Origin of the sequence: Actinoplanes sp. NPDC000266 (genome assembly GCF_042899005.1) — a bacterium.
Taxonomy (GTDB): Bacteria; Actinomycetota; Actinomycetes; order Mycobacteriales; family Micromonosporaceae; genus Actinoplanes.
In genome coordinates, this window is sequence record NZ_JBIAZI010000002.1 from 38,683 (window position 1) to 60,930 (window position 22,248).

General features: G+C 72.2%; 18 protein-coding genes. 11 read left to right on the forward strand and 7 right to left on the reverse strand.

The genetic code is table 11. From position 1 onward, the window contains the following. Nucleotides 1-42 precede the first annotated feature (42 nt). Complete coding sequence (locus ACFY36_RS06550) at nucleotides 43-471, forward strand: globin domain-containing protein (RefSeq protein ID WP_499744903.1); 429 nt, start codon at nucleotides 43-45, stop codon at nucleotides 469-471. Beyond that, nucleotides 468-965, forward strand: a complete 498-nt coding sequence (locus tag ACFY36_RS06555; protein WP_499744904.1) for a nitroreductase family deazaflavin-dependent oxidoreductase — start codon at nucleotides 468-470, stop codon at nucleotides 963-965. Before ACFY36_RS06550 ends, ACFY36_RS06555 begins: the two co-directional genes overlap by 4 nt. A 325-nt stretch (nucleotides 966-1,290) precedes the next feature. Here ACFY36_RS06555 and ACFY36_RS06560 read toward each other — a convergent pair whose 3' ends face one another. Then, nucleotides 1,291-2,079: an SDR family NAD(P)-dependent oxidoreductase gene (locus ACFY36_RS06560; RefSeq protein ID WP_499744905.1), complete on the reverse strand. Its 789-nt coding sequence runs from the start codon at nucleotides 2,077-2,079 to the stop codon at nucleotides 1,291-1,293. Between the two features lie 116 nt (nucleotides 2,080-2,195). On the opposite strand from ACFY36_RS06560, the gene ACFY36_RS06565 reads away from it, so the two are divergent. The 4 genes from ACFY36_RS06565 to ACFY36_RS06580 all read left to right on the forward strand — a co-directional run bounded on the left by ACFY36_RS06565 (nucleotide 2,196) and on the right by ACFY36_RS06580 (nucleotide 7,628). After that, entirely contained in the window at nucleotides 2,196-2,744 is a 549-nt protein-coding gene (locus ACFY36_RS06565; RefSeq protein WP_499744906.1) for a TetR/AcrR family transcriptional regulator, read from the forward strand. Between the two features lie 429 nt (nucleotides 2,745-3,173). Further along, nucleotides 3,174-5,915 (forward strand): ATP-binding protein, encoded by a 2,742-nt coding sequence (locus tag ACFY36_RS06570; RefSeq protein ID WP_499744907.1) that lies wholly within the window; start codon nucleotides 3,174-3,176, stop codon nucleotides 5,913-5,915. Nucleotides 5,916-5,928: 13 nt separating this feature from the next. After that, nucleotides 5,929-6,654, forward strand: coding sequence for a 3-keto-5-aminohexanoate cleavage protein (locus tag ACFY36_RS06575; protein WP_499744908.1), 726 nt, complete (start codon nucleotides 5,929-5,931; stop codon nucleotides 6,652-6,654). 65 nt (nucleotides 6,655-6,719) lie between these two features. Beyond that, nucleotides 6,720-7,628 (forward strand): ricin-type beta-trefoil lectin domain protein, encoded by a 909-nt coding sequence (locus tag ACFY36_RS06580; protein WP_499744909.1) that lies wholly within the window; start codon nucleotides 6,720-6,722, stop codon nucleotides 7,626-7,628. Here ACFY36_RS06580 and ACFY36_RS06585 read toward each other — a convergent pair. The 3 genes from ACFY36_RS06585 to ACFY36_RS06595 all read right to left on the reverse strand — a co-directional run bounded on the left by ACFY36_RS06585 (nucleotide 7,625) and on the right by ACFY36_RS06595 (nucleotide 11,794). Then, nucleotides 7,625-9,454: a diguanylate cyclase domain-containing protein gene (locus ACFY36_RS06585; RefSeq protein ID WP_499744910.1), complete on the reverse strand. Its 1,830-nt coding sequence runs from the start codon at nucleotides 9,452-9,454 to the stop codon at nucleotides 7,625-7,627. The two genes, ACFY36_RS06580 and ACFY36_RS06585, sit on opposite strands and share 4 nt — an antisense overlap. Nucleotides 9,455-9,489: 35 nt before the next feature. Then, nucleotides 9,490-11,337: a SpoIIE family protein phosphatase gene (locus tag ACFY36_RS06590; protein ID WP_499744911.1), complete on the reverse strand. Its 1,848-nt coding sequence runs from the start codon at nucleotides 11,335-11,337 to the stop codon at nucleotides 9,490-9,492. A 142-nt stretch (nucleotides 11,338-11,479) separates the two neighbouring features. Then, nucleotides 11,480-11,794, reverse strand: a complete 315-nt coding sequence (locus tag ACFY36_RS06595) for a type II toxin-antitoxin system PemK/MazF family toxin (protein ID WP_498687867.1) — start codon at nucleotides 11,792-11,794, stop codon at nucleotides 11,480-11,482. Between the two features lie 176 nt (nucleotides 11,795-11,970). Here ACFY36_RS06595 and gnd point away from each other — a divergent pair, with 176 nt between their 5' ends. Further along, nucleotides 11,971-13,410 (forward strand): NADP-dependent phosphogluconate dehydrogenase, encoded by a 1,440-nt coding sequence (gnd, locus tag ACFY36_RS06600; RefSeq protein ID WP_499744912.1) that lies wholly within the window; start codon nucleotides 11,971-11,973, stop codon nucleotides 13,408-13,410. Here the strand turns inward: gnd and ACFY36_RS06605 are convergent. After that, complete coding sequence (locus ACFY36_RS06605; RefSeq protein WP_499744913.1) at nucleotides 13,407-15,719, reverse strand: putative bifunctional diguanylate cyclase/phosphodiesterase; 2,313 nt, start codon at nucleotides 15,717-15,719, stop codon at nucleotides 13,407-13,409. The two genes, gnd and ACFY36_RS06605, sit on opposite strands and share 4 nt — an antisense overlap. 74 nt (nucleotides 15,720-15,793) lie before the next feature. Then, on the reverse strand, nucleotides 15,794-17,431 hold the full coding sequence (gene pgm, locus ACFY36_RS06610; protein WP_499744914.1) for a phosphoglucomutase (alpha-D-glucose-1,6-bisphosphate-dependent): 1,638 nt from the start codon (nucleotides 17,429-17,431) through the stop codon (nucleotides 15,794-15,796). Nucleotides 17,432-17,548: 117 nt separating this feature from the next. Between pgm and ACFY36_RS06615 the strand changes: the two genes are divergently transcribed. The 3 genes from ACFY36_RS06615 to ACFY36_RS06625 all read left to right on the forward strand — a co-directional run bounded on the left by ACFY36_RS06615 (nucleotide 17,549) and on the right by ACFY36_RS06625 (nucleotide 20,399). Then, on the forward strand, nucleotides 17,549-19,189 hold the full coding sequence (locus ACFY36_RS06615; protein ID WP_499744915.1) for a copper resistance CopC/CopD family protein: 1,641 nt from the start codon (nucleotides 17,549-17,551) through the stop codon (nucleotides 19,187-19,189). 72 nt (nucleotides 19,190-19,261) lie between these two features. Further along, entirely contained in the window at nucleotides 19,262-19,600 is a 339-nt protein-coding gene (locus ACFY36_RS06620; RefSeq protein ID WP_499744916.1) for an STAS domain-containing protein, read from the forward strand. Between the two features lie 10 nt (nucleotides 19,601-19,610). After that, a complete protein-coding gene (locus ACFY36_RS06625) occupies nucleotides 19,611-20,399 on the forward strand; it encodes a YaaA family protein (RefSeq protein WP_499744917.1) in 789 nt (262 codons plus the stop codon). A gap of 118 nt (nucleotides 20,400-20,517) precedes the next feature. Here ACFY36_RS06625 and ACFY36_RS06630 read toward each other — a convergent pair whose 3' ends face one another. Continuing rightward, a complete protein-coding gene (locus ACFY36_RS06630; RefSeq protein WP_499744918.1) occupies nucleotides 20,518-21,108 on the reverse strand; it encodes an FKBP-type peptidyl-prolyl cis-trans isomerase in 591 nt (196 codons plus the stop codon). A gap of 238 nt (nucleotides 21,109-21,346) precedes the next feature. On the opposite strand from ACFY36_RS06630, the gene ACFY36_RS06635 reads away from it, so the two are divergent. Continuing rightward, nucleotides 21,347-22,240, forward strand: coding sequence for a hypothetical protein (locus tag ACFY36_RS06635; protein WP_499744919.1), 894 nt, complete (start codon nucleotides 21,347-21,349; stop codon nucleotides 22,238-22,240). Nucleotides 22,241-22,248 lie beyond the last annotated feature (8 nt).

The following is a 22,248-nucleotide window of genomic DNA, read 5'->3' on the forward strand; positions in this document are numbered from 1 at the left end:
TACCCAGCAGACGTACGCCGGGGGCAGGCGCACAATGCGGTGATGTCCCTCTACGAGGCCGCCGGGGGCGCCCCGGCCATGCTGGCCCTGGCCGGCGACTTCCACACGCGCTGCCTGGCCGACCCGGTTCTGGAGCATCCGTTCTCCCACCAACGGCACGCCGACCACGTGCAGCGCCTGGCGTACTACTGGGGTGAGGTCTTCGGCGGCCCGCCCACGTTCTCCACCGAATACGGCGGCCACCTGGCCATGCTGCGCCTGCATGCCAACCAGGGCGCCGAGGGCGACCTGGGCGACCGCTTCATCGCCTGCTTCGACGCCGCCGCCATGGCCACCATCGCCGACCCCGGGGCACGCGAGGCCATGTCGGCCTACATCAGGCACGCCACGGCCGAGGTGATGTCCTACTCTCCCCCGGACGCGGTGGTCCCCCCGACCGCCCCCATGCCCCGTTGGGATCTGGCCCCATGACTTACGACTACGCGCGAACCGGCACGACCCGCAGGGTGATGCGCCGCGTATGCGCCACCGCACCGGCCTCATGGGCGTTCGCCCGGTTCCTGCACCACGTAGACCGCCCGCTGTTCCGCCTGACAAAGGGCCGCCACACGTTCGCAAGCCTGGTCACAGGCTTGCCGGTCGTCATGCTCACCACCACCGGCGCCCGCAGCGGCGTCCCGCGCACCCTCCCTTTGCTGGGCCTGCCCACCTCGGAGGGCCTGGCCGTGATCGCCTCGAACTGGGGCCAGGACCGCCACCCCGCCTGGCACTACAACTTGCAGGCAAACCCCGAGGCCACCGTCGTAATCGACAGCGAGACCCGCAAGGTCACAGCAGTCCTGGCCACAGGCGACCGCCGAACCCGAATCTGGGAGCAGGGCCTGAAGATCTACCCCGGCTGGTCCCAGTACGCCCGCCGAGCCCCCAACCGCGACATGCCGATCTACCTCCTCGAACCGCGTTAGGGAGTATTGGAATGTTGATCGTTCGTTGAGCATGCGCGGCGCGTGGTGAAGAACGGGCCCGTAAGAACCTCGACCGGCAGCCCAATTACATCCTCGCCGCCTACATGGCCTCGGCACCGGAAGCCCCGAGGCCCCGCCAGCCGGTGGGCCTCGTCAGGTCACTGCCGCATCCCGACACGCGCGGACAAACGCCTGCTTCGGCGCGAAGGCTCCAGCACAGACCGTCCCTTGCTGCACGATCACCACGCATGACGCCGGCTCAACGACCGTCATCCCTGCTTGCCACGTATGGCCCTTAGGACAGGATCTGGCGCCGGGGGAGCCGTCAGACGGCCTTGACCGAGCCGGCGTCCACCGCCCAGTTCTCGCCAATTGTGCTCGGCATGACGGGGGAGGCCAGCAGTAGCACCGCGCGAGCGATCTCGGCCGGGTCGATCAGGGTGCCGGTCAGCATGCCTCCGTTCGCCGGCATCGCGGCCAGCAGATCGGCGTGGTCGATACCCATGGTCGCGGCTACCGTGGCGAGGTAGCCGTCCTTGCCCGCCATCAGGTCGGTGTGCGTGCCGCCGGGGGTGACGACGTTTACCCGTACCCCGTCGGCGGCGACCTTTTCGGCCAGGCCCCGGGAGAACGTGTTGAGGGCGGCCTTGGCGCTGGTGTAGGACAGCGGTGTGCCGAACGGGGCGCGGGCGCTGTTGGAACTGATGTTCACGATGGCTCCCTGCGAGCGGGTCAGTGCCGGGAGGGCGTGGCGGGTGGTCCGGACGGTCGCGAAGAAGTTCAGGGCGTAGACCTCGGCCCACAGATCATCGTCGCCGTCGAGCGGGTCGGCCAAAGCCTCGGCTGTCGTGCCGCCGCCACCAACGTTGTTGATCAGGATGTCGAGGCGAGGGTCGGCGGCGAGCACGGTCTCGACCATCCGCCGCGGGCCGTCCGGGTCAGCGAGGTCAGCCGGTACGAACGTGGCCGTGGTCGCGTCGAGCTCGGGCGTAATGCGCCGGGAGACGGCGGAGACCACGGCGCCCTCTTCGAGGAAGGCACGGACGATGGCGAGGCCGATGCCCTTGCTCGCGCCGGTCACGAGAACACGCTTACCCGCAAGGTTCAGATCCATGGTGGTGCTCCTGTTCGGCAGGTTGATCTAGGTTCAGCAAATGAAACATCCAAGCAGCAGCTATGTCAATAAACGAGTCAGTTGTGTCTCAGTTAGGGGTTCGGTAAGGTGATGCCGTGAGGGCAGACGCGGCGCGCAGCACTGCGCGGATCCTGGAAGCCGCCGAGAAAGTTCTCGCTAGCGACGCGAGTGCCTCCCTCGAGAAGATCGCCGACGCTGCGGGGCTGGCGCGCGCGACGGTCCACCGCCGCTTTGCGTCCCGCAAAGCACTGACCGACGCTCTTTCCGAGCGGTTCAACGACCGCTACCGGCATGGCATCGACCAGGCCCGGGTGGGGACGGCGCCCCCACTGGTCGCCCTGCACCGCCTGACGGAGAGTGCCTTCGAGGTCAAGGTGAGCTACCGCCTCGTCGTCGACCTGAGCTACGGGCCCGACGACGACGTCCTGGCCGGTATCGACTTGCTCTTCAAGCGCCTGCACGAATCCGGCGTGATCACCGCCGCGCAGCCCACCTGGTGCCGGAAGGTATACCTCGCCCTGCTGCACGAGGTGCATCTGCTGCCCGCGGACGCCGCGGAACTGGCCGACGGCGGCGACGAGGTGGGAGCCCGCTCGGCGCTGCTGATCCGTAGCGTGCTCGGCGCCCTCGGCGGCAAACCGTGACCTCGTTCCTCCTACCGTTCAGTGAGCAGGACCGAGAGCCCGCTGACCGACACGACGACCGGCTCGAAGTGGTAGAACCGGATTCAGCGCTGCTGAGGGCCCAGGCTCTCGTCGCGCACTCCCAGGGTCACGATCTAGGTATACCTAGGCGCCGCTCGTGGGGGGATCTAAGGCACCCTGACCTGGGAAGATAGGTAGACGCTTCCGATGTGGTGGGTGGTGATCCGGCCGAAGATTGGTGCATCGGCAGATCACCAGGAGGCCAGTCATGTTGGTGCACACGGATCTGATGCTCGATCTCGCCCATCACCACCAGCGGGAGCTTGTGGCCGACGCGGACAAGCGGCGGCTTCTTCGGAGCGCCCGGGAAGCGCGGCGGGCCCGCAAAGCCCAAGCAGTGCGGGGACAGCCCACCGGTAACCTGGCGTCGTGCGAACCTTCCGCGGCGGTGCCAGCCCGGTGATGATCGGGCGGGAGAGCGAGCTGCGCCGGCTGGTGCGGCTCGCTCCTTCGTCGTCGGGCGGTGCTGCTGTCGCGGTCATCGCCGGTGAGCCCGGCATCGGGAAGACCCGGCTCGTTCACGAGTTTCTCGCCAAGATGCCGGCCGGCACCGTCGTGCTGGTCGGGCAGGCCGAGCCGGGGTCGCTGTCGCGGCCGTACGAGGTTCTGCTCGACGCCATCGACGGGCGGCCCGAAGTCGACGAGGAGCAGCTTGCCGCTCTGGCCGACGCCTCCCGCAGCCCGGTCGAGCGGCTGCACACCGGGCTGGCCATTCTGGCCGATCTGATCGGGGACTCGCCGGCCGTCATCGTCTTCGAGGATCTGCACTGGGCCGATTCGGAGAGCGCGGCCCTGTTCGAGCGGATCGCCGACCAGCGGGGGCCGCGGCTGCTGATCGGAACGTACCGGCCGGACGAGGTGGACCGGCGGCAGCCGGTGGCCGGTCTGCTGGCCCGGCTCGAACGGCGGCACGCCGTCACCCACGTACGGCTCGATCGGCTGACCCCGGCGCAGACCGCGGCCCTGCTCGCGGCGGCCACCGGCGCGCCGGCTCCCTTGCGCGCGGCCACCGCGCTGCACCACCGCACCGGTGGCAATCCCTTCTTTCTCGAGGAGCTGTTGCGGGCGCTTCCCGGCTACGACGTGGAGGCGCTCGTCGAGCAGCCGCTGCCGTGGAGCCTGGCCGAGGTGCTGCGCCGGCAGGTCGACGACCTCGAGCCGCTCAGCCACCGGATCGTCGAGGCGGCCACCGTGCTCGGCCACCGCATCCCGTTCGACCTGCTGGCCGACGTGACCGGCGCCGGCGAGGACGAGCTCATCGCCGTGCTGCGCGACCTGGTCACCCGGGGCGTGCTGGTCGAGTCGGGCGAGGACGAGTTCGCCTTCCGGCACGCGCTGGTGCGTGAGGCCATCGCCGACCAGATGCTCGGGCGGCAGCGGCGCCGGCTGCACGAGGCCGCGCTCGACGTGCTGCTGCGCGGTGGCTCCTCCGACCCGGCCATGGTCGCCCATCACGCGCGCGGCGCCGGGCGGTACGACGACATGATCGCGGCCGCTCGTGGTGGCACCGCCCTCTACCTGTCGATCGGCTCCGCCTATCAGGCGTTGCAGCTGGCCGAGATGGGCCTGGACGAGGCGCCCGACGACACCGACCTGCTGGCCGGGGCGGCCCGCGCGTCGTGGCTGGCCGGGCTGCTCGACGACGCGTTGCGCCACGGGCGCCGCTGGCACGACCTGGCCACCGCCGCCACCGACCGGGCCGAGGCGCTCTATCTGCTGATCCGCATCGCCTGGGAGTCCCGCGAGTACGAAGAGATGCGTGCGCTGACACACGACATCGAGACGCTCATCGCGCAACTGCCGCCGGGCGCCGCGCAGGCCCGCGCGATGACCGCGATCGCCCAGTCGTCGTACCTGCGGGACGAGTTCGACGACGCGCTGCTCTGGTGTGACCGGGCGCTGGCGCTCGCGGCCGAGTTCGACCTTCCGGCCGTACGCCTGACCGCGCTCCTGGAGAAGGGTTCGACCCTGACCGAGCGGGCGCAGAGCTCGGCCGACGGCCGCGAGATCCTGTCGGCCCTGGTCGACGAGGCCGAGAAGGCCGGCGAGTGGGTGCTGGCCGCGCGCGCCCTCAACAAGCTGGTGCAGGACGCGCCGCCCACCTCACCGTCCGAGCACGCCGAGATCCTGGAGCGGATGCGGGTCGACGCCGAGCGGGCCGGTCTGGAGTCGCTGTCGGTGGCCACCTATTTCCAGGGCCGGGCCCGGCTGGCCATCCGCGCCGGTGACCTGCGTGCCGCCATCGCCGCGCTCGAGGAGGGCCGCGAGCAGGACCGCGGTTATCAGCGCCGCGGCCGCTGGGCCGACTATCACGGCGTCTTCCTGGCCGGTCTCCTTCTGGAGGCGGGCGAGTTCGACCGGGTCGAGGAGATCATCGCCGATCTGGCCGCGCTGCCCAACAACCCGCCGACCACGATCCCCGGCCTCACCTTCCACCTGGCCTGCCGCCGTCACGACCGGCCGCGCGCGGACGCCGCCCTGGACCAGATGATCGCCGATCTGGCCGGGCAGAACTGGCGCAGCGGCGAACAGGCCCACGACCTGATCTCGGCCGCGCTGGAGATCGGGCTGCCGGTGGAGCGACTCGACCGGGCGGCCGCCGTGCTGCTCGACGCCGAGGTGTGGGACGCCTATCGCACGCTGGTCGACGCGCAGCTGGCCGAGGTGCACGGCCGGACCGCCGAGGCGCGGGCCGGCTACGAGTCCATCGTGGACGACCCGGCCCTGGGACCGGCGCTGCGCGGCACGGTCCGGGTCGGCGCCGCCCGCTGCCTGCTGGCCGAGGACCGGCGGGCCGAGGCCACCGCGCACCTCGAGGTGGCGGCGTCCCTGCTCCAGGAGTGGGGCGGCTGGCGGGTGGCCCAGCTCGACCAGGCCCGGGCCCGGCTCGGCCTGGCCCCGGCGGGCGCGCCGGACGCGGTCACCGGGCCGGCCGCGCTGACCCCGCGCGAGCGCGAGGTGGCCGTGCTGATCAGCGACGGCCTGACCAACTCCGAGCTGGCCCGGCGGCTCTACATCTCGCCCAAGACGGCCGCCGTGCACGTCTCCAACATCCTGCGCAAGCTGGGCATCGCCTCCCGCACCGAGGTGGCCGACCTCATCGGGCGGTGAACGGTCGTGCACCATGGTCATCGTGTGGATCAAAGCGTGTCTCAACGGCGGCCGCCCGTCGCCGGCGCCGATCACCCCGGACGAGCTCGCGGCGGCGGCGCTCGGCGCGGCCGAGGCGGGCGCGGCCGCCGTCCATGTGCACCCGCGGGACGCCGACGGGCGGGAGTCCCTGCACAGCGATGACATCGGGGCGGCCGTCACCGCGATCCGCGCGGCCTGCCCGGGGCTTCCGGTCGGCGTCTCGACCGGCATCTGGATGACCGGCGGCGATCCGCGGCGGCGGGCCGAGCTGGTCGCCGGGTGGCGGGTGCGCCCCGATTTCGCGTCGGTCAACGTTCAAGAGCCGGGCTTCGCCGATCTCGTACGTCTCCTCGACGGCTCCGGGGTCGGCGTCGAAGCCGGCGTCTGGTCGCCGTCCGAGGTGGACGCGCTCGACGGGCTGCCGTTGCTGCGGATCCTCGTCGAGATCATCGACGTGCCGGCCGGCGAGGCCGTGGCGGCGGCCGAGGCGATCCTGCGGCGGCTGCCGGGAACGGCGCCGCTGCTGCACGGCGAGAACGAGGCCTGCTGGCCGCTCATCGCCCACGCCGGCGCCCTCGGCCTGCCCACCCGGATCGGGCTCGAGGACACTCTGACGCGGCCCGACGGCACGCCGGCGGCGGACAACGCCGAGCTTCTCCGGCTCGCCCGGACCGCGTGGACGGACGCGCGCCGGAAACGCGAGAATACGTACGGTTAAAGTCGGGTATCGGGTGATCGACTCCGGCGAATATCGCGTATCTTGGTCCGGCCGGAGGGAGCAAGATGACCGATACGCCGGATCGCGAGGATCCAGTTCTGGTTCGCCCGTACGTCTCGACGAGTGTGGACACCACGGAGTTCACCGCCGTCGAGGACGCGGAGAAGTGGCCCGAGCCCGGAGAGGGCGACACCGCGGTGCAGCCCGCCGTCGAGGAGCCCGAGCCTGAGGAGGCCAAGCCGCCGAAGCGGACCGACATCCCGATCCTGCGGCTGGCCATCTTCGCCGGTGGCGTGATCCTGGCCGCCGGCGTGGCCGCCTTCCTCGTCTTCGGCCTCGGCAACGACCCGGCCATCCCGCAGCCGGGCACGGCCCTGCCCGCGATGCCCGGCCGGGCCCCGATCCCGGAGTCGTCGGCAGTCGCGGCGTCGAAGAGCGCGGCCGCCGCGTCGGCCAGCGCCAGCGCGAGTGTCAGCGCCTCGGTGAGCGCGAGCGCGAGCGTCAGCGCCTCGGTGAGCGCCTCCCCCAGCATCGCGGTGAGCGGCTCCCTTCAGCCCCTGGTGCCCGGGGCTACGACACCGGCCGGCGCCACGCCGTCGCAGACCACCACGGCCCCGCCGGTCGACCGCACCGGCGCGATCACCGCCGCCAGCGGCCGCTGCCTGGCCCTGGGCGGCCTGTTCGGCATCGACGGCAGCCCGGTCAACGTGTCCGGCTGCTCGGGCGGCGACGCGCAGACCTTCACCCTCGCCACCGACGGCACCCTGCACGTCGACGGCAAGTGCGCCGAGCCCAGCGGCGACGGCTCGGTGCGCGTCGGCTCCTGCGAGGGTGCGTCCTCCTGGCGTACGGGCGACGGAGGGTCCTTGGTCGCCTCCGACGGCCAGTGCCTCACCGACCCGGGCCGCTCCGGCGCCACCACGAAGGTCACCGCCTGCGCCGGCTCGTCCGAACAGACGTGGACCCTGCCCTAACGGTGGTGACGGACCGGCTTGGCGCGGTACATGGCGGCGTCGGCCTCGCGCAGCAGGCGGTCGGGGTCGTTGGTGCCGTCGCCCGAGAGGGCCACGCCGATGCTCACGCCGACCTCGATGTGCTCGCCGTCGATCATGTAGGGCTCGCAGAGCCGGGTCGCTATGGCGTCGCGCACCACGCGCTCCGCGCCCGGCTCGCGCAGGCCGTCGAGCAGCACCACGAACTCGTCGCCGCCGAGCCGGGCCACCGTGTCCGACTCGCGCAGCAGGCCGGTCAGGCGGCGCGCCACCTCGATGAGCAGCACGTCGCCGGCCGCGTGGCCGAGCGAGTCGTTGACCGCCTTGAACCCGTTCAGGTCGAGCAGCAGCACCGCGAACCGGTGCTCGGGCCGGCGCTGTGACCGCAGCCCGGCCTGCTCGAGCCGGTCGGCCAGCAGCACCCGGTTGGGCAGGCCGGTGAGCGCGTCGTGCAGGGCGGCGTCGCGCAGCTTCTGCTCCTGCTCGCGCAGCGCCGCCACCATGGCGCCGCGGTCGAGCGCCGTGGCCAGCAGCGCTCCCGAGTGGTTCATGATCTCCCGGCCGGCCGGGGTGCTCTGCTGGACCTTGCCGATCGCCGCCAGCACACCCCAGTCGCGCAGCCCGCTGCGCACCGGCACCACGAAGACGATCTCGCCGGCCGGTCCGTCGGCGTGCTCGAAGAGCCCGGCCGGCGGGAACTCGCTGACCCGCATCGCCTCACCGGCCCAGCCCGGCCGCCCGGGGTACTCCCCCACGATGCTCAGCTCGGTGTCGCGGGCCGGCACCGCCGCGTGGTTCCACAGCCCGAGGCAGCCGGCGGTCAGCGTGGTGCGCTGGAGCCAGGCCAGCGCGCGCGGGTCGCGCTCGTGCGCGCCGAGCAGGTCGATGCCGAGCTCGTGCTGCACGTTCAGGGTTTCCTGGAGATAGCGGACCTCGCCGAACAGCGACCGGGTCAGCTCCTCGCTGACCGGCAGCCCGATGCCGGGGCAGCCGCACGAGCTGCGCCGCACGAAGGTGGTGGCGACGTACGAGATGCCGGAGTCGCCGGGCGTGGCGACCAGCCGGTGCGCGGTGGTGCCGACGTCCTCGACCGGCTGGCGGACGGTGGAGAGGCTGGGCCGCATGTAGGTGGCGTCGACGATGTCGTCGAAGCCGACCACCGCCACGTCGCCCGGCACGCGATATCCGGCGCTGGCCAGCCGCCCGATCAGGCCGATGGCGTTGCGGTCGGTGCCGCAGACGACCGCGCTGACCGGCACGCCCCGGCGCAGCAGCACGTCGGCCACCATCTCGCCGCCGCTCTCGTGGTTGTCGCCCGAGTCGAACACCAGCTCCGGATCGGGCTCGATGCCGTGCGCGAGCAGCGCCTCGCGGTAGCCCTCGAGGCGTTCCCGCAGGTCGAAGTGGGCGAGGTGGCCGGCGTAGGCGATCCGCTCGTGCCCGTGGCCGAGCAGGTGGCCGACCCCGTCGCGGATGCCGGAACGGTTGTCGGCCAGCACGGCCGGGCACTCGTCGAGCTTCTGCCCCACCGACACCACGGGCAGACCGGCCCTCCGGGCCCCCTTGGCGTACGACGCGTGCAGCGCGCCCGGCAGCACGATCAGCCCGTTCAGGCGCTTCCAGGACACCGGGCGCCGGAAGTCGGGCAGTCCGCTGCGGTCGGCGCTGTAGGAGCCCGGATCGAGCGTCTGGATGGCCACGATGCGGTCGCCGGCGGCCACGGCGGCGTCGTTGACACCCGCGATGATCGCGCCGTAGTAGTCGCCACCGACGAAGGGCGAGAGGACCCCGAACGTACGACCCGTCACCCGCGACATGATCTCCCGGATCGGGGCCCGGTGTATCAGACTCCGGTCAAGAACCGCCGAAGATCTTTCGTTTCACCGGTCACCGGGCGGGCGGCGAGGATGCAGGTGTCGTCGGCCGGGTTGGCCTGGCGCAGGCGGGCCAGCAGCTCGCCCAGGGGCTGCCGGGGGTTGGCGCGCACGGCCTGGTCGACCGTGCGGATCACCGCCGCCAGCCCGTCGTCGAGGCCGCGGTGGCGATGCTCGACCAGGCCGTCGGTGTAGAGCAGCAGCAGGTCGCCGAGGTGCAGATCGAGCCGGGCGGTCTCGTACCGCGCGTCGTCGAGCACACCCAGCATCGGACCGGCCGGCCGGTCCAGCGGGGCCGTGCGGCCGTCGCGGCTCAGCAGCGGCGGCGGGTGGCCGGCCTGGGCCCAGACGATCTCGCGGCGGGCCGGGTCGTAGCGGGCCACGATCGCGGTGGCGGCGAGCTCGGGTGTCTCCCGCTCGAGGTCGCAGGTGAGGGCGTTGAGGTGGCGCAGCAGCTCGCCGGGGTCGGAGGTGGTCACGGCCAGGGCCCGTAGCGCGTGCCGGAGCTGGGCCATCGTCTTGGCGGCCCGGGTGCCGTGCCCGGCCACGTCACCGACCGCGAGCAGCACCGAGCCGTCGCGCAGCTCGGCCGCGTGGTACCAGTCGCCGCCGACCAGGCTCTCCTCGCCGGCGGGCAGATAGCGCAGGGCCACCTTGAGGCCGGGCAGCTCGATCGGGCCGTCCGGCAGGGGCAGGATGATGCGCTGGAGCCGGGCCGCCAGCTCGTGCTCGGCCGCCAGGTCGCGGCGCTGCTCGTCGAGCTGGCGCTCGACGTCGGCCAGGCGCTGGGCGCTGGTCTCGCGCTCGGTGATGTCCTGCACGATGCCGAAGACGCGCAGCGGCCGCCCGTCGGCGTCGCGGCTGGCGTCGGCCACGGTGCGCAGGAACTTGGTCCGCCCGCCGATGCGCACGCGGGTGGTCACGTCGATCCGTTCGCCGCGCTCGAAGGCCACCCGGGCCGCCTCGCGCAGCGGCTCGTCCTCGGGAACGGCCAGGGCGTCGGACTCGGCCTGGCTCAGCGGGCCCAGCCGGGGGTCGCGCTCGTAGATGCGGTAGATCTGGTCGGACCAGTAGATCTCGCCGCTGACCAGGTCCCACTCGCCCCAGCCGAGGTTGCCGAGCAGCTCGGTGCCGGCCAGCCGGTCGCCCACCCCGCCCGGCCGCTCGTCGTGCCGGGTCCAGTTGAGCAGCAGGCCCACGCCGAGCCGGTGGGCGCGCACGGTGTAGAGCCCGTCGCCGTGCCGGAACGGGCCGAGCACGGCCGGGACACCGGTGTCGAGCACCTGCTGGTAGGCCTGCCAGCGGTCGCTGGCCACGACCTCGGGGAAGTGTTCGGAGATGCGCAGGCCCAGCAGCTGGCTGCCGCGCAGCCCGTTCGGCGCCACCGCCTCGGGGCTGACCGCGGCCCAGACCAGGTCGACGAGCCGGCCCGAGGGCTCACGCTCGGGGGTCAGGAAGCACGCCATGCCGGGCACGACGTCGAGGACCCGCTGCACCATGCCGAGCCACGGCGCGAACCGCCGGACCGGGCCGGGCGCGGCGAAACCGGGCCGGCTGGTCTCCAGGCCGGAGATCGGCGCGGTCTCGAGGTCGGCCACGTCGAGCATGCGGATGACGCCGCCGGCCACGTCGACCAGATCGCGGCCCTGCTCGGCGCCCATCCGCAGCAGGTGGCGATGGGCCTCGGCCAGGCGGCAGCGGGCACGCCCGGCCAGCAACCCCACCGCGCGCTCGACGGTGAGCCGGCCGGCCTCACCGGGGTCGGTGGTCACCGCCGGCCGCAGACTCTCGACCGCGGCGGCATACGCCTGTCCCACCCGATCCCTCCCGTCCCGTACGTGTCCGGCTTCCTGAATACGTCAACCGCACCGGGGTCGTCATCGGCCGTTCATACGGAGAGGGTCCTACCTGCGGCGAACATGACCCACCGTCACACGATCGGGGTGGACCGAATGGTCTCTACAGTTCGAAGAGGGACCGCATGGCCTCGGTCAGCCGGGCCATGCTCTGCCCGGTGACCATGCCGATACGCTCCGCGCCGATGGCGGCGGGCAGGCGGCGCATCCGGTTGACGACCACGACGCCGGTGATCGGGTCCTGCTCGGTGAGGGCGACCGCGTAGGGCGGCAGCTCGGTCACGCCGCGTTGCCGGACGATCGGCGCGCAGAACGGCGACGCGTTCTTCCGGTCGTTGAAGGAGTCGGCCGAGAGCACCAGCACGCGGTACCGCAGATCCGTCCGGTTGCCGATCGTCCAGATCTCGCCGCGCTTCATCGATCAGCAGGTCCCGCTCGGCATGCGATGAAGCCTACCGCTGCACGGATCTTAGGCCACGTCCAGCCCACGCGCCGCGCCGCCAATAAATGAGAACCGGGGAACACGGTCGAACCACTCCCGCAATCCACCCGTAAGAATGAGCGCGTGGCTAGAGCGACGGAAGGGTGTCAGTGATGACGGAGAAGGCACAGATCGGGGTCACCGGCCTCGCGGTTATGGGGCGCAACCTGGCCCGCAACTTCGCCCGTCACGGGCACACGGTGGCGGTGCACAACCGTTCGTACAACCGCACCAAGGAACTGGTCGAGGAGTTCGGGCACGAGGGCACGTTCATCGCGTCCGAGAGCGCCGAGGACTTCGTGGCCAGCCTGGAGCGCCCGCGCCGCGTGGTGATCATGGTGAAGGCCGGCAAGCCGACCGACGCCGTGATCGACGAGTTCGCCCCCCTCCTCGAGGAGGGCGACATGCTCATCGACGCCGGCAACGCCCACTACCTGGACACCCGCCGGCGCGAGGCGGCGCTGCGCGAGCGTGGCCTGCACTTCGTCGGCACGGGCGTGTCCGGTGGCGAGGAGGGCGCGCTGCACGGACCGAGCATCATGCCCGGCGGCTCCAAGGAGTCCTACGAGGCGCTCGGCCCGCTGCTCGAGGACATCTCGGCCAAGGTCGACGGCGAGCCGTGCTGCGTGCACGTGGGCCCGGACGGCGCCGGCCACTTCGTCAAGATGGTGCACAACGGCATCGAGTACGCCGACATGCAGCTCATCGCCGAGGCGTACGACCTGCTGCGCCGCGTCGGCGGCCACTCGCCGGCCGAGATCGCCGACGTCTTCCGGGGCTGGAACGAGGGCCGGCTGGGCTCCTACCTGATCGAGATCACGGCCGAGGTGCTCAAGCAGGTCGACGCCTCCTCGGGCAAGCCGTTCGTCGACGTGGTGCTCGACCAGGCCGAGCAGAAGGGCACCGGCCGCTGGACCGTGCAGGCCGCCCTTGACCTGGGCGTGCCGGTCAGCGGCATCGCCGAGTCGGTGTTCGCCCGGGCCCTGTCCGGCGGCGCCGACGTGCGCAAGGCGGCGGCCGACGCCGGCCTGCCCGGCCCGTCCGCGACCACCGGCGCCCACCCCGGCGACCTTCAGGCCGACGTCGAGCAGGCGCTGTTCGCCTCCAAGATCGTCGCCTACGCGCAGGGCTTCCAGCAGATCCAGGCGGCCAGCAAGGAGTACGGCTGGGAGATCGACCCGGGCGCGATGGCGAAGATCTGGCGCGCCGGCTGCATCATCCGGGCCAAGTTCCTCGACTTCATCAAGCAGGCGTACGACAAGTCGCCGGAGCTGGCCACGCTGCTCGTCGACCAGTACTTCCTCGACGCCGTCAGCGGCGCCCAGGACGCCTGGCGCCGGGTGGTGGCCACCGCGGCCGCGCAGGGCATCCCCTCGCCCGGCTTCTCGTCGGCGCTGGCGTACTACGACGGCCTGCGGGCCGAGCGCCTGCCGGCCGCCCTGATCCAGGGCCAGCGCGACTTCTTCGGAGCGCACACGTACCACCGCGTCGACAAGGAGGGCTCGTTCCACACCCTCTGGGCCACCGACGAGCGCAACGAGGTCGAAGCCTAGGCAACTCGCAGCGGAGTGGGCGCGTTGGCACTCATCAGCGCGCCCGCTTCGTCCGCGGGGAGCGGCTTGGCCATGTAGAAACCCTGGCCCAGGCGGTAGCCCATCTCCCGGAGCCGTTCCAGCTGGTCCAGGCTCTCGATGCCCTCGGCAACGGCCGACAGCTGGAGGTACTCGGCCAGCTGGGCCACGGCGGCGGCCACCGCGAGACGGCCGCGGTCCTCGCCGTCGGTGATGCCGTCGACGAACGACTTGTCCAGTTTCAGCACGTCGACCGGGAACGCGCGCAGCAGCGACAGCGACGACTGGCCGGTGCCGAAGTCGTCGAGCGCCAGCCGGACACCCATCTCGTGCAGCGCGTGCAGGGTCTCGCGCACCTGCCGGCCGTCGGCCACCGACGACTCGGTCACCTCCAGCACCAGGTTCTGCGGCAGCAGGCCGGTCTCGCTGAGCACCGCCGCCACCTCGTCCACGAAGCCGGACTCGCGCAGCTGGCGGACCGCCACGTTCACGTTGATCGCCTTGATCGCCCCGTCGCCGTGCTCGCGGCGCCAGCGGGCGAGCTGCTCGCAGGCCTCGCGCAGCACCCACGAGCCGAGCGGCACGATCAGCCCGGAGCGCTCGGCGACCGGGATGAAATCGCCCGGCGAGACGAAGCCGCGCACCGGGTGCTTCCAGCGCACCAGCGCCTCGGCCCCGTGCAGGCGGCCGGTGACGATGTCGAAGACGGGCTGGTACAGCAGAAAGAGCTCACGCCGGATGATGGCGTTGTGCAGCTCGCTGCCGAGCCGGGCGTGGCTGACCACCTCGGCCCGCATCTTCGGCTCGAAGCGGGTCCAGGCCGCCTTGCCGCCCTCCTTGGCCGCGTACATCGCGATGTCGGCGTTGCGCAGCACCTCGTCGGCGGTGTCGCCGGGCCCGGCGATCGCGATGCCGAGGCTGGCGTGGGCCAGCAGCTGGTGCTCGCCGACCCGGAACGGCTCGGCCAGCGCGGCCAGGATCCGCCCGGCGGTGGCCTCGGCCGACGACGGCTCCTCCACGTCGAGCAGCACGGCGAACTCGTCGCCGCCGAGCCGGGCCGGCAGCTCGCCCTCGGCGCTGGTGGTCCGCAGCCGCTGGGCGATCTGGTAGAGCAGCTGGTCGCCGACGGCCGGGCCCATCGTGTCGTTGATCGTCTTGAAGTCGTCGATGTCGATGAGCAGCGCGGTCGCCGGCCGGTGGGCGGCCAGGCGCTCGGCCAGCACGGCGCTGAACCGGGTGCGGTTGGCCAGCCCGCTCAGCGGGTCGGTCATGGCGAGCCGCTCCAGCTGGGCCTGCTGTTCCTTCAGGCCGGCCAGCAGCTGGCGGTTCTCGCGCAGGCCGATCAGCTGACGGAGCACGACGAGCGCGGCGATCAGGACGGCGCCGACGATGACGGTGAGCTCGCGCCCCTCCATCTCCTGCGCCGACACCGCCGTGACCAGGCCGGCGGTGACCAGCACGGCCACGAACGGCAGGAACTCGTAGGCCGAGCGGCGGCCGCGCACCTTGAGCACGGCGGTCCGCATGAGGACCCGGCGCTGCCGGAAGGCGGCCGCGGCGAAGGCGAGCGCCACCATCGGGCTGCCCAGCACCGAGAGCACCAGCCGGGCGGTGTCGTCGCCGGCGATCAGCAGCACGGCCAGGGCGACCGCCACCATCGGGGCGGCCGTCAGGATGCGCAGCGCCAGCGAGTCGACCGGCGCGTCCGGGCGGGCCGCCGCCTTGCCGATGACCACGAGGCAGAGCAGGCCGGCCACCCCGACCACGCCGGCCGCGGCCCGGGTGACCAGGTCGGAGCCGGCCGAGGCGTAGCTGAGCACGACGTACCAGAAGACCAGGGTGCCGGCGACGGCCACGGTGGCGCCGTCGAGCAGCACCCGTGACCAGCCGACCAACGTGCGATCGCCCATCGGCAGGCGCAGGAAGGCGGTCATCGCCCAGAGCACGCCGGTCAGCAGCGGCACGGCCACGTAGAGGGACATGCCCGCGTTGTTGTTGGCCAGGGCCAGGGCCGTGGACGAGCCGACCAGCAGAATGAAGGCGGCGTGCCCGAGCTGGCGCCAGAACGCGCGCACCACCCGGGGCAGCACCACCGTCGAGCCGAGCCGTTGCAGCGAGAAGGTCGCCGCGACCAGCGCGATCGGCCCGCCGATGTAGCCGAGCACGACGTCGGTGGGGTCGCGCACGATCAGCCAGGCGACGACCGCCAACGTGGCGACCGCCGCCACCACCAACGGCGCCAGGGCGCCGCCGCCCGCGCGGATCGCGGCGGGCTTCACGGCCTCAGTCATGCGTGTCTACGGCTCCCGGATAGGCAGATCCCTACCGCCTACCTGTCGGCCACGACCACGCGAAACTGAGAAGATCAGCTCTTGAGCGCGCCGCTCACCACGGCCCGGGCCTCCTCCTGGATCTTGGCGAGGTGGTCCGGTCCCTTGAACGACTCGGCGTAGATCTTGTAGACGTCCTCGGTGCCGGACGGCCGGGCGGCGAACCACCCGGACGCGGTCGCCACCTTGAGGCCGCCGATGGCGGCGCCGTTGCCGGGCGCCGTGGTCAGCACGGCCGTGATCGGCTCCCCGTCGAGCTCCTTGGCCGTGACCTGCTCGGGCGAGAGCTTGGCCAGGATCGCCTTCTCCTCGCGGGTGGCCGGGGCGTCGATGCGGGCGTACGCCGGCTCGCCGAACCTGGCCGTCAGGTCGCGGTAGTGCTCGCTGGGCGTACGGCCGGTGACCGCGACGATCTCGGAGGCGAGCAGGTCGAGCAGGATGCCGTCCTTGTCGGTGCTCCACGGGCCGCCGTCGCGGCGCAGGAAGGAGCCGCCGGCGCTCTCCTCGCCGCCGAAGCCGATCGAGCCGTCGAGCAGGCCCGGCACGAACCACTTGAAGCCCACCGGCACCTCGTCGAGGCGCCGGCCCAGGCTCTCGGCGACCCGGTCGATCATCGAGGAGGAGACCAGGGTCTTGCCGATCGCGGCGGCCGACGGCCAGTCCTCGCGGGCGCCGAACAGATAGTTGATCGCCACCGCCAGGTAGTGGTTGGGGTTCATCAGGCCGGCGTCGGGGGTGACGATGCCGTGCCGGTCGGCGTCGGCGTCGTTGCCGGTGGCCAGCTGGAACCGGTCCTTCTGGGCGATCAGCGAGGCCATCGCGTGCGGCGACGAGCAGTCCATGCGGATCTTGCCGTCCCAGTCGAGGGTCATGAAGCCGAAGGTCGGGTCGACGTTCGGGTTGACCACGGTCAGGTCCAGCCCGTACCGCTCGCCGATCGCGCCCCAGTAGGCGACGCTGGCCCCGCCCAGCGGGTCAGCCCCGATCCGCACGCCGGCCGACCGGATGGCCTCCATGTCGATGACCGCGCCCAGGTCACCGACGTACGAGTCGAGGAAGTCATAGCCGTCGACCTTGTCCCGGGCCTTCGACGCGGGGATCCGCTTCACTCCGGTCAGGCCGGCCGCGATCAGCTCGTTGGCCCGGTCCTGGATCCACTTGGTGGCGTCGGTGTCGGCCGGGCCGCCGCTCGGCGGGTTGTACTTGAAGCCGCCGTCGTCCGGCGGATTGTGCGACGGCGTGACCACGACGCCGTCGGCCAGCCCGCTCGTGCGGCCGCGGTTGTAGGTGAGGATCGCGTGCGACACGGCCGGCGTCGGGGTGTAGCCGTCGCGGCTGTCGATCAGCGTGGTCACGTCGTTGGCCGCGAAGACCTCGATCGCGGTGATCATCGCGGGCTCGCTGAGCGCGTGGGTGTCGCGGCCCACGAACAGCGGCCCGTCGGTGCCCTGCGCCCTGCGGTACTCGACGATCGCCTGGCTGGTGGCGGCGATGTGGTCCTCGTTGAACGCGTTGCGCAGCGACGAGCCGCGGTGCCCGGACGTGCCGAAGGTGACGCGCTCGCCCACCACCCCGGGGTCCGGGTGCTCGGTGTAGTACCGGGAGACGACCTTGGGCACGTCGATCAGATCGCGCGGCTCGGCGGGCTTCCCGGCGCGGGGGTTGACGGACATGACGGTCTCCTCTTCGATGGCGCTGGACCTGCCGTGAGCGTATCCATATCGGCTGTCCCGGGCATCCGGGCGGGTAAGCGGTTGAACCTTTGCGGCCCGTTATCCGAACTACCACCCGTGAAGCGCGTGCTCCTCCTGCTCCTGGTGGCCCTCGGTGTGCTCGCTGTGCCGGCCTCCCCCGCGCAGGCGCACGCCTCGCTGCTCGGCGCGGTTCCGGCGCCGGGAAGCATCGTGGGCACCTCGCCGACCGAGATCGTGGTCACCTTCAGCGAGGCCGTCACGCCGGTCGCCGGCCGCATCCAGGTGATCTCGCCGGACGGCCAGCGGATCTCCGGCGAGGCCAAGGCGACCGGGTCCACGCTGCGCATCCAGGTCCGCAAGGCCGACCAGCCGCTCGGGACCTATCTGGTCAGCTACCGGGTGATCTCGGCCGACAGCCATCCCGTGGGCGGCGCCCTGACCTTCTCGGTCGGCGCTCCCTCCACGCGGCCGGCCGATCCCGGCGAGGCCGGGACCCATCGTTCGGTCACTCTGGTCACGCCGGTCACGCGCTTTCTGGGGTACGCCGGATTGACGCTGGCCGCCGGGCCGGCGCTGTTCCTGGCGGTGCTGTGGCCGCGCCGCCGCTCCCGGACGGGTGCGATCAAGGCCGTGTACGCGGGTCTCGGGCTGATCGGGGTGGCCACGCTGGCCTCCCTCTGGGCGCAGGCGCCGGCGAGCAGCGGTTCGGCTCTGTGGGACGTCTCGGGCCGTGAGCTGGGCGAGGTGCTTTCCAGCTCGTACGGCCTGACGCTGCTGGCCCGGATCGGCGTGCTGGCCGTGATCGCGGGCCTGCTGCCGCCGCTGTTGCGCGGCGGCGCCGGCCGGGCCCGGTCGCTGGCGGTCGCCGCCCTGGCGCTGGGCGGCATGACGACGTGGCCGCTGACCGGGCACGCGGCCGCCTCGCCGCTGGCCGGCGTGATCGTCGCGTCGGACGTGGTGCACATCGCGGCCATGGCGGTCTGGCTCGGCGGGCTGGTCACGCTGACCGTCTTCCTGCTGCGCCGCACCGACCCACGTGTGCTCGGCGTGGTGCTGCCGGTCTGGTCGCGCTGGGCCGCGCTGGCCGTGGTGTGGCTGGTCGCCGGCGGCGTGGTGCAGGCGGTGGTCCAGGTGGGATCGGCCGGCGCGCTCTGGCAGACCGGGTACGGCCGGTTGCTGCTGGCCAAGGTGGCGGTGCTGGCGGTGACGCTGGCCTTCGCGGCGGTCGCCCGCAAGCTGGTGCACCGCGCGCCGGGCGCGGCCGGGCTGCGCCGCACGGTCGGCGTCGAGGTGCTGGCCACGGTCGTGATCCTCGGCCTCAGCTCGGTGCTGGTGCAGATCAACCCGGGGCGCAGCGCGGCCGTCGACCAGGGCGCCGTACGCGAGGAGGGCGTGTCGCAGACGCTCACGTCGCCGCTCTACACGCTGCAGTTCAACATCTATCCGGTGGAGATCGGCGACAACAACACGATCCACGCCTTCGTCTACACGCCGGCCGGGGCGCCGCTGCCGGCCGACGAGTGGACCGTCACGTCGAGGCTGCTCGACCACGACGTCGAGCCGGTCACCCAGCCGCTGCTCGGGCTGATCCCCCGCCACCACGCGGTCGGCGCGATCGCCTTCCCGTTCCCGGGCACGTACGAGATCAAGTTCACGGTCCGCATCGGCGAGCTCGACCAGGCGACGGTGAAGACGACAGTCTCCGTTCCGGCCGGTTCCGTTCCCGCGTCCAGGTGACTTTCGGTCACCGATTGGGCAGTACCTCCGCGACGCCTTCAGGAGGCCGGAAGCGGGGAGGAACTCGTGCACGTGTCCGTGGTGGATAACGCCGACGAATCGGTGGTCATCACCGTGCGGGGAGATCTCGACATCGACAGCAACACCGTCCTGACCACCACGCTCGACCAGGTGCTCGACCGGCCGGGCCCGAAGGTGATCGTCGACCTGTCCGGGGTCGGCTTCTGCGACTCGACCGGGCTGAGCGCGCTGGTCATCGGGCACAACCGGGCCCGGGCCGACGGCGGCTGGCTCCGGCTGGCCGCGCCCAGCGAGTTCCTCGGCCGGCTGCTGGAGACCGTCGGGCTGACGCCGCGCATCTCCGTCTATCCGACGGTGGCCGACGCGCTGGCCGACCGCAACCCGGACTAACCTCACCGGCGTGCTGATCCTCCTGCCGCCGTCCGAGGGCAAGACCCCCGCCACCTCCGGTTCTCCCGTCGACCCGTCCGGGCACTGGCTGCCCGCGCTGGCGCCGGCCCGCAAGCGGGTGCTGTCGCGGCTGGTGGCCATGTGCAAGCGGACCAGCGCCCGGTCGGTGGCCGACTCGCTGGCGACGCTGGGGCTGAGCGCGGGGCAGGCCTCGGAGATCGCGCTGAACGCGGCACTGCTGGAGGCGCCGGCGGCGCCGGCCGCGTCGATCTACAGCGGGGTGCTGTACGAGGCGCTGGACGCGACCTCGCTGGCGCCGGCGGCCCGGTCGTGGCTCGGCGAGCGGGCGGTGGTGTTCTCGGGGCTGTGGGGTGTGGTGCGCCTCGACGACCTGATCCCGGCCTACCGCTGCCCGGTCGGGGTGACGCTGCCGTCGGTGGGCGGGCTGACCTCGTACTGGAAGAAAGCCCTGCCCAAGGCGCTCGATCCGCTGCCCGGGCCGATCCTCGATCTGCGCTCGGGGGCGTACGGCGCGATGTGGGCGCCGGGCGCCGACGCGGCGACGGTCCGGGTGCTGCACGAGCGGGTGGTCGACGGCGTGGCCAAGCGCTCGGTGGTCAGCCACTTCAACAAGGCCACCAAGGGCCGGATCGTGCGCTCGCTGGCCGAGGCCGGTGTGGCGCCGGCGTCGACCGACGAGGTGGCCGGGGCCTTGCGTGATCTGAAATACCGGGTGGAGGAACATCCGGTGCCGGCCGGCCGGGCGCGCCAGCTGGACGTGGTGGTTTCCGAGCTCTGAGCGCAACCCGGCGAACCGGCCGGAAGCCGGTGAGGAGGGTGAGTCGCACCCCGCCGGCCGCTGCGGCGGGTTCCACCAGGATGTGGCGGAACCCGCTCGATACGTACCTCTGAATGCTTTATTTCGCCGCGAGGATGTCCACGACGAAGCGGAGATCGCCCTGCTGTTCGCCGTAGGCGAGGGCGGCCGGGACGTCGAGCTGGACCCGGCTGCCGACCTTCTGGCCGGGAATGCCCTCGTCCCAGCCCTTGATGACCGCGCCGACGCCGATCGGCGTGCTGAACGGCTCGCCGCGCGACCAGGACGAGTCGATCACCTGGCCGGTGGTGTAGCTGACCAGTTTGTAGTTGGCGGTGACGGTCTGCCCCTTCTGCACGGCGGGGCCGGTACCGGGGACGAGCGCGGTGACGCCGAGCTTGGTGAGCTTGCCCTCACCGGCCTTGACCTCGGGCTCTTTGGCGAGCGCGGCCGGCGTCTCGACCTGCGCGGCGGCCGGAGGAGCGGCCTCCGACGGCACGGCCTCGGTGGGAACGGCCTCGGCCGGGGCGGCGGCCGAGGTCGGAGCGGCGGCCGCGGAGGTGTTGTTCGCGTCGTCACCGTCACCGGAACGGACGGTCACGAAGACCGCGACCAGCACGGCGATCACGGCGACGCCGGCCACGGCGCCACCGATGGCCTGACTCCGCCGCTTCTTGGAATCGGTGTTCACGGGGCGAGCGGTCTGGGAACTCATATGTCAGCGACTCTCCTGTATCACGCCGGTCCGGAAACTTCGGACACGATACGCGCTTTACGCGAATACGCCCCGTGAAACCTCCACCGAACCGCCGAGGTGGGTGATCCCCCGTCCGGGCGGTCACGCATCCCGCTCTTCACCGTCACACGGCGAAGTGAGATCGTGTGCGTCTGTTAAGCCCCCTCACCAAATCCCCCCGCAGGAGTTCCGCTTGTCCCCGCGCCGACGCCCGACGGGTCATCGGGCCGATTCCCGACGGCGGGACGACGCGCCGCCGCTGGACGGTCTCGACACCGGCGGCCGCCGCAAAGAGGTGCTGTCCTCGGCCGCGGTGATCCTGGCCGGGGTGCTGCTGGTGATCGGGTTCGGTTTCGTGGCCACGCGCGCGATGGTGCACAAGGAGGAGGCGCTGCCCCCGGTCGATCCGCCGGCGCCGGCGCTGGGCGACCTGCGGCTGCCGTCCTCCGGCACGGGCCTGATCCCGCTGGGCAGCCCGTCGCCGTCACCGTCGCCCACGCCGCCGAGATCGCCGGTCTTCCGCAGCCCGACGGCCGACCCGGGCAGCGTCCAGATCGCCCAGGCCGGCGTGCCGGCCGCGGTCGACCTGTCGGCCGAGGGCAAGGCGGACTGGGTCCACTGGGGACTGAACGGGACGTTCTCCCTGGAACGGGCGGCCGGCGGCGGCTTCAAGATCCTGGAGGGGGCGCCGACCGCGCCCCGCTTCCGCCACGAGCTGAGCCCGCAGCGGTTCAGCTGGGCCGGCGGCAGCCCGGTGGCGGCGAGTGCCGGCACCACCACGGGCATCCGCACCTGCGGAAAGGGCAACGGCTTCACCCTCTCGGTGCCGGCCGGGCCGGCGCCGAGGACCTTGAGGTTGTACGTGGGTTCGCTCGCGGCCCGCGGAAAATTGACCGCCCGGCTCTCCACGGGCACGGCCGGCGGCTCTATCGTGCTCGATCAGCGCACCGGAACGCTGCGGACGGCGGTGCTGACCGTGGTTTACCACGCGCCGAAGAGCGGGCAGGTGCAGTTGAACTGGGCCACCGACGCGACCTATGGCAAGGGTTGCGGCGGGGTGGCCCTGGAGGCGGCGACGCTTCGATGACGTGCTTG

Bases quoted from the DNA above. Each gene is read 5' to 3' on its own strand.
- ACFY36_RS06550 (WP_499744903.1), top strand. From the start codon at position 43: ATGTCCCTCTACGAGGCCGCCGGGGGCGCCCCGGCCATGCTGGCCCTG.
- ACFY36_RS06555 (WP_499744904.1), top strand. From the start codon at position 468: ATGACTTACGACTACGCGCGAACCGGCACGACCCGCAGGGTGATGCGC.
- ACFY36_RS06560 (WP_499744905.1), bottom strand. From the start codon at position 2,079: ATGGATCTGAACCTTGCGGGTAAGCGTGTTCTCGTGACCGGCGCGAGC.
- ACFY36_RS06575 (WP_499744908.1), top strand. From the start codon at position 5,929: ATGGTCATCGTGTGGATCAAAGCGTGTCTCAACGGCGGCCGCCCGTCG.
- ACFY36_RS06580 (WP_499744909.1), top strand. From the start codon at position 6,720: ATGACCGATACGCCGGATCGCGAGGATCCAGTTCTGGTTCGCCCGTAC.
- ACFY36_RS06595 (WP_498687867.1), bottom strand. From the start codon at position 11,794: ATGAAGCGCGGCGAGATCTGGACGATCGGCAACCGGACGGATCTGCGG.
- gnd (WP_499744912.1), top strand. From the start codon at position 11,971: ATGACGGAGAAGGCACAGATCGGGGTCACCGGCCTCGCGGTTATGGGG.
- ACFY36_RS06605 (WP_499744913.1), bottom strand. From the start codon at position 15,719: ATGACTGAGGCCGTGAAGCCCGCCGCGATCCGCGCGGGCGGCGGCGCC.
- pgm (WP_499744914.1), bottom strand. From the start codon at position 17,431: ATGTCCGTCAACCCCCGCGCCGGGAAGCCCGCCGAGCCGCGCGATCTG.